The organism is Streptomyces sp. 8K308 (assembly GCF_004348315.1).
In the GTDB taxonomy this organism is placed as follows: domain Bacteria; phylum Actinomycetota; class Actinomycetes; order Streptomycetales; family Streptomycetaceae; genus Streptomyces.
Genome location: NZ_SMKC01000416.1, coordinates 1 through 5,466 on the forward strand (window position 1 = coordinate 1; position 5,466 = coordinate 5,466).

The 5,466-nt window shown below is 73.5% G+C and carries 5 protein-coding genes; all 5 read right to left on the reverse strand.

Annotated features, from left to right (window positions below; genetic code table 11):
- Positions 1-405: 405 nt before the first annotated feature.
- Positions 406-1,836 (reverse strand): HAMP domain-containing sensor histidine kinase, encoded by a 1,431-nt coding sequence (locus E1265_RS32900; RefSeq protein WP_132934623.1) that lies wholly within the window; start codon positions 1,834-1,836, stop codon positions 406-408.
- A 10-nt stretch (positions 1,837-1,846) separates the two neighbouring features.
- Positions 1,847-2,569 carry a response regulator transcription factor gene (locus tag E1265_RS32905; RefSeq protein WP_132934624.1) on the reverse strand — a complete coding sequence of 241 codons (723 nt, stop codon included), beginning with the start codon at positions 2,567-2,569 and terminating at the stop codon, positions 1,847-1,849.
- Positions 2,570-2,593: 24 nt separating this feature from the next.
- Positions 2,594-3,577 carry a trypsin-like peptidase domain-containing protein gene (locus tag E1265_RS32910; protein WP_132934625.1) on the reverse strand — a complete coding sequence of 328 codons (984 nt, stop codon included), beginning with the start codon at positions 3,575-3,577 and terminating at the stop codon, positions 2,594-2,596.
- Between the two features lie 62 nt (positions 3,578-3,639).
- The gene (locus E1265_RS32915) at positions 3,640-4,230 is read right to left on the reverse strand and encodes a Uma2 family endonuclease (protein WP_132934626.1); all 591 of its coding nucleotides are present in this window, start codon (positions 4,228-4,230) and stop codon (positions 3,640-3,642) included.
- Between the two features lie 93 nt (positions 4,231-4,323).
- Positions 4,324-5,343: a LacI family DNA-binding transcriptional regulator gene (locus E1265_RS32920; protein ID WP_132934627.1), complete on the reverse strand. Its 1,020-nt coding sequence runs from the start codon at positions 5,341-5,343 to the stop codon at positions 4,324-4,326.
- Between the last annotated feature and the right edge of the window lie 123 nt (positions 5,344-5,466).

The following is a 5,466-nucleotide window of genomic DNA, read 5'->3' on the forward strand; positions in this document are numbered from 1 at the left end:
CCGCGGGGGTGGTGCCGCGCTCCGCGCGAGCCAACCCGCAGCGGCTACACCGCCGGGCCACGCGGCCCCCGCCGCGCGACGACCCGCCCGGAGGGCGGGTGGGCGAGCGCGGCACGGCCGCAGGCCAGCACGGCCGCAGGCCAGCACGGCCGCAGGCCAGCACGGCCGCAGGCCAGCACGGCCGCAGGCCAGCACGGCCGCAGGCCAGCACGGCCGCAGGCCAGCACGGCCGCAGGGGCCCGACGAGCGGCGAAGCCGCCGTCAGGGCCCCTGCAAGCCGCGCGCCAGCGCAACACCGCACCGGGCGGCGAAGCCGCCGGTAGCCCGGGCCTGCGGGCCGCGCGCGCCGCGCCGCGGCCTACGCCAAGCGCGAGCGAAACCGTCGCCCACGCCAAGCGCGAGCGACTACCGCTCCGGCGGGGGGACGGGCGCGCCCGGGAGGCGCAGGACGGCCTCGGTGCCGCCCTCCGCGTCCCGCGCCGGACGCAGCGTGACGTCGCCGCCCGACTCGCGGACCGTCCTGGCCACGATGGAGAGCCCGAGCCCGGAGCCCGGCAGCCGGCGCGCGCCGGGGGCGCGCCAGAAGCGCTCGAAGACGTGCGGAAGCTCCTCGGTCGGGATCCCAGGACCCCGGTCGCGGACCAGCAGCACCCCGTCCCGCAGCACCACGTCGACCCCGGCCCGCGGGTTCGCACCCTCCGCGCCGAACTTCACCGCGTTGTCCAGCAAATTCACCACCACCCGCTCAAGAGCCGCCGGCTCGCCACGCACGAACCACGGGTCGAGCTCCGCGTCGATCGGCATGCCCTGCGGCGCGCGCGGCCTGGCCCGCGCCACGGCGCGCCCCGCCACCTCGTGCAGCGCGACCACCTCGACCCGGCCGCTGCCCGCCGTCCGCTCCGGCCTCGACAGCTCCTGGAGGTCCCCGATGAGCGCGGCCAGCTCCGTCAGCTGCGCGGTCACCGAGGCCATCAGCTGCCGCCGGTCCTCGGGCGGCAGCGGACGGCCCGTCTCCTCGCTGCGCGCCAGCAGCTCGATGTTGGTGCGCAGCGAGGTCAGCGGGGTCCGCAGCTCGTGCCCCGCGTCCGCGATGAGCTGCTGTTGCAGCTCGCGGGACGAGGCGAGCGCCGCCGTCATCGAGTTGAACGAGCGCGAGAGCCGGGCGATCTCGTCGTCGCCGGTGACCGGGATCCGCACGCTCAGGTCCTCGGTGCGGGCGATGTGCTCGGTCGCCTCCGTCAGCCGGTCCACCGGCCGCAGCCCGGCCCTGGCCAGCGCCACGCCGATGCCCGCCGCGCCCACCACGCCGCCGGCCGCGACCAGCGTCAGCACCACGGCGAGCGATCGCAGCGGGTCGTCCACCTCGGACAGCGGCCGGGCCACGGTCACCGTGACCTCCCCGCCCGGCACCCGCTCCCGCCGGGTGATCACCCGGTAGGAACCGCCGTCCGAGCCGGTGGCGTCGTGCAGCGACTCGGGCAGCCGGCCCTGCGCCACGGCGAGGTCGGAGTCGGTGACCTCCAGCGTCGTGCTGCCCTGCACCAGGCAGGCCGCGCCGTCGGACCGCACGATCTGGGTGACGAAGCCGAGCGGCGACGGCACGTTGTCCGGCAGCCGCTCGGGGTCGGTGACGCAGACACCGCTGCTCAGCTGGGCCGCGAACGCGGGTCCGTCCACCGAGCTGCCGCGCAGCGTCTCGTCCACCGACGACGTCAGCTGGTCGCGCACCAGGAACCACGCCACGCCCGAGCACACCGCCACCGCCAGCGCCACCGCCAGCGCCGTCAGCAGCGCGAGCCTGGACCGCAGCGGCAGGTCGCGGAACCGGTGCCTCACCGCGCGGGCCTCATGACTCGGCGGCGCGCAGCACGTATCCGACCCCGCGGACGGTGTGCAGCAGCCGCGGCTCGCCGCCGGCCTCGGTCTTGCGGCGCAGGTACATGATGTAGACGTCCAGCGAGTTGGAGGTCGGCTCGTAGTCGAAGCCCCAGACCGCGTGCAGGATCTGCTCCCGGGTGAGCACCTGGCGCGGGTGGGCCATGAACAGCTCGAGCAGGGTGAACTCGGTGCGGGTCAGCTCCATCGCCCGCTCGCCGCGCACGACCTCCCGGGTCGCGGGGTTCATCCGCAGGTCGGCGAAGGCCAGCCACTCGTCGGCGGCCGTGCCGGGCGCGCCGTCGGCGCCGACCCTGGCGTACGAGCCGCGCCGCAGCAGCGCGCGCAGCCGGGCCAGCAGCTCGTCCAGTTCGAACGGCTTCACCAAGTAGTCGTCGGCGCCGGCGTCGAGCCCGCTGACCCGGTCGCCGACCGTGTCGCGCGCGGTGAGCATGAGGATCGGCACCCGATCCCCGACGGCGCGCAGCCGCCGGGCCGTGGTGAGCCCGTCCATGCGGGGCATCAGGACGTCGAGCACGATGACGTCCGGCTCGTACGTCTCCCGCTTGGCCAGCGCGTCGACGCCGTCCACGGCCGTCTCGGTGGCGTACCCCTCGAAGGCCAGGCTGCGCCGCAGCGCCTCCCGCACGGCGGGCTCGTCGTCCACGATCAGGACGCGGGAACCGTCACTCATGGGGCAAGTCTCGCATCAGGCTCGTCAGGCGGTGTTGCTGGAGGCGGCACCGGAGACGGCGTCGGAACCCGCGTTGGCCAGGAACTCCTTGACGGTGTTGATCGGGATCGCGAAGCCGAGACCCGCGCTGCCGGAGTCCTGTCCCGTGCTGTACATCGCGGAGTTGACGCCGATGATCTCGCCGCGCATGTTGACCAGGGCGCCGCCGGAGTTGCCGGGGTTGAGGGAGGCGTCGGTCTGGATCGCCTCGTAGGTGGTGGTGGACTGGGAGCCGAGGTCGCCGTTGTACTGGCCGCCGCCGAACTCGAACGGCCACTGCTGGAGGCCGCCGCCGCTCTGGCCGCCGCTGCCGTCCTCCCTGGCCACGGTGACCTCGCGGTGCAGCGCGGAGACGATGCCGCTGGTGACGGTGCCGGTCAGGCCCTCGGGCGAGCCGATGGCGACGACCTGGTCGCCGACGGCCACCGAGTCGGAGTCGCCGAGCGTGGCGGGCGTGAGCCCGCTGACGTCCTCGGCCTTGATCAGCGCCAGGTCGGTGTCCGGGTCGGTGTCGCTGACCGTCGCCGTGGCGGTCGAGCCGTCGCTGAAGGTGACCTCGACGGTGCCGGCGCCGGAGACGACGTGGTTGTTGGTGAGGATCTCCCCGTTGGAGGTGAGGATCACCCCCGAACCGGTCGCCGAGCCGGTGGAGATCTCCACGACGCTCGGGCTGACGGCCGCCGCCACCGAGGAGACCGTGCCGGTCGAGCCAACGGAGACGGTTGAGGCGCTGGTGCCCGAGCTGGCGGCGGTGCCGGAGTGCCCGTCGGTCACGGAGTCGAGCAGCGCGGAGGTCCCGCCGCCGGCCATCGCGGCCACGATGGCCACGGCCGCGAACAACGCCACGGGCCGCCGGGCGCGCCGCGCCCGGTGCCGGGTCTGCGGCTGGTCGTCGGTGGCGCCCACCGGCTCGTACTCCGGACGCGGCGGGTAGGCGTTTCCCTCGTCTGGTGCCTGGTTTTCGCTCATGGGACGAGAGTCCGCCCCGAAGATGAGAGGACCCTGAGCGCAGGCTCAGAATCTCCTACGGATCAGCCGACCGGGAAGCCGGCGGTGTCGAGATCGAGGCCGAATGGCTCGGGGAGGTGGAAGGTGTCGCCGAACTTGCCTGCTTGGAGCCTGCGGTACACGTTGTCATCGGGCTCACTGAACAGGGTGACGGTCGGGCCCCCGTTGGCGAACGAGTCGACCAGCAGATAGAGGGGCGCCCCTGCGGCAGCGTATCCGGCCTGCTTGGCGACGCGGTCGTGACGGGCGTTACCGGGCGAAGTGATTTCCACGACCAGTTCGACGTCTGTGGCACGCACCGGCTCAGGGGTGTCAAGCAGCGCCCTGTCGGCCACCACGAGGTCGGGGATATAGAAACCCACCCGGCGCGGCACGGTCAGGCCCAGATTCTGGTACGCGCCAAGGCTGGCCGGGAGCTTGGAGAGTACGAACAGCTCGTGGAGGCGGCTGGCGATGGACGTGTGCCCGTTCGATGGCGGCGGCGCCACGGTGATGACCCCCTCGACGATCTCCGCCTTGCAGCCTTCGGGGGTGTCCATCTCGTACAACACCCGAAGAAGCTCGTCCCAGTCGGGCTGCCCGCCAGAGTTGTGGTCGACGGTCGCTACGCTCATGGCGGTTCCTCCAACACTTCCGGCGCTCCCTCCAGCATGCCCGGCGGAGCGGGACCAGTCCATGACCCGCTTTTCGCTCAAAGCTGGAACGGATCAGCCGCCGCAGCCGCAGGACCTGCGGATCTTCAGGGCGACCGGGAACTGCCGCAGCCGCTCGCCCTGGCCATTTTCCGGGTCGCCTATCGCCAGGTCGACGGCGGCGCGCGCCATCGCCTGCCGGTCGGAGCCGACCGTGGTGAGCGGTGGGTCGGTCAGCACCGCCTCCTTGACGTCGTCGAAGCCGACGACGGCGAGCTCGCCCGGCACGTCGATCCGCAGCTCGCGGGCGGCGCGCAGGACGCCGAAGGCCTGGTCGTCGGTCGCGCACATCAGCGCCGGTGGCCGCTGCGGCCCGGCGAGGATGTCGAGAGCGACGCGGTAGGCGTCGTAGCGGTCGTAGAGCGCCTGGAACAGCCGGCCCTCGGTGGGGAGACCGGCCTCCGCCATGGCCCGGCGCCAGCCGGTGACGTGGTCGGTGACCGGGTCGCCGGACTTGGGGGTGGACTCGATGCCGCCCATGCAGGCCACGTACGGGTAGCCGTGGTCGACCAGCAGGTGCCGGGTTATCCGCTCGGCGCCGCCGATGTCGTCCAGGTAGACCGCCACGTCGTCGATCGACTCGGGCCGCTCGTGCAGCAGCACCACCCGGGCGTCCCAGGCGTCGATCTCGGCGGCGGCCGCCTCGCTCGGGCCCATGCTGATCAGGATCAGCCCCGACACCCGCATCCCGAGGAACGCCCGCAGGTAGTGCACCTCGCGCTCGTCCCGGTAGTCCGAGTTCCCGACCAGCACCATCTTGCCGCGCTCGTCGGCGGCCTGTTCGACGGCGTGCGCCAGCTCGGCGAAGAACGGCTGCCGGGCGTCCGGCACGATCAGCCCTATCAGGTCGGTGCGCTGCGAGGCCATCGCCTGCGCGACCCGGTCCGGCCGGTACCCCAGCTCCTTGATCGCGGCGAGCACCCGCTCCCGCGTGCCCGCGGCCACCGGTCGCGGGCCGTTGTTGATGACATAGCTGACGACGGCGGTCGAGGTCCCCGCCAGCCGCGCCACATCGTCCCGCGTCACTTTGGCCACGGCGCGCAGTCTACGCGCGCAACCCCCGGCCCCGATACGGGGTCCTGGGCGGACGGCCTCGACCCACCCGCGCCGCGCTCCGCAGGGGGATCCCCACCCACCCGTTGGCGCGCTGCGTGGGAG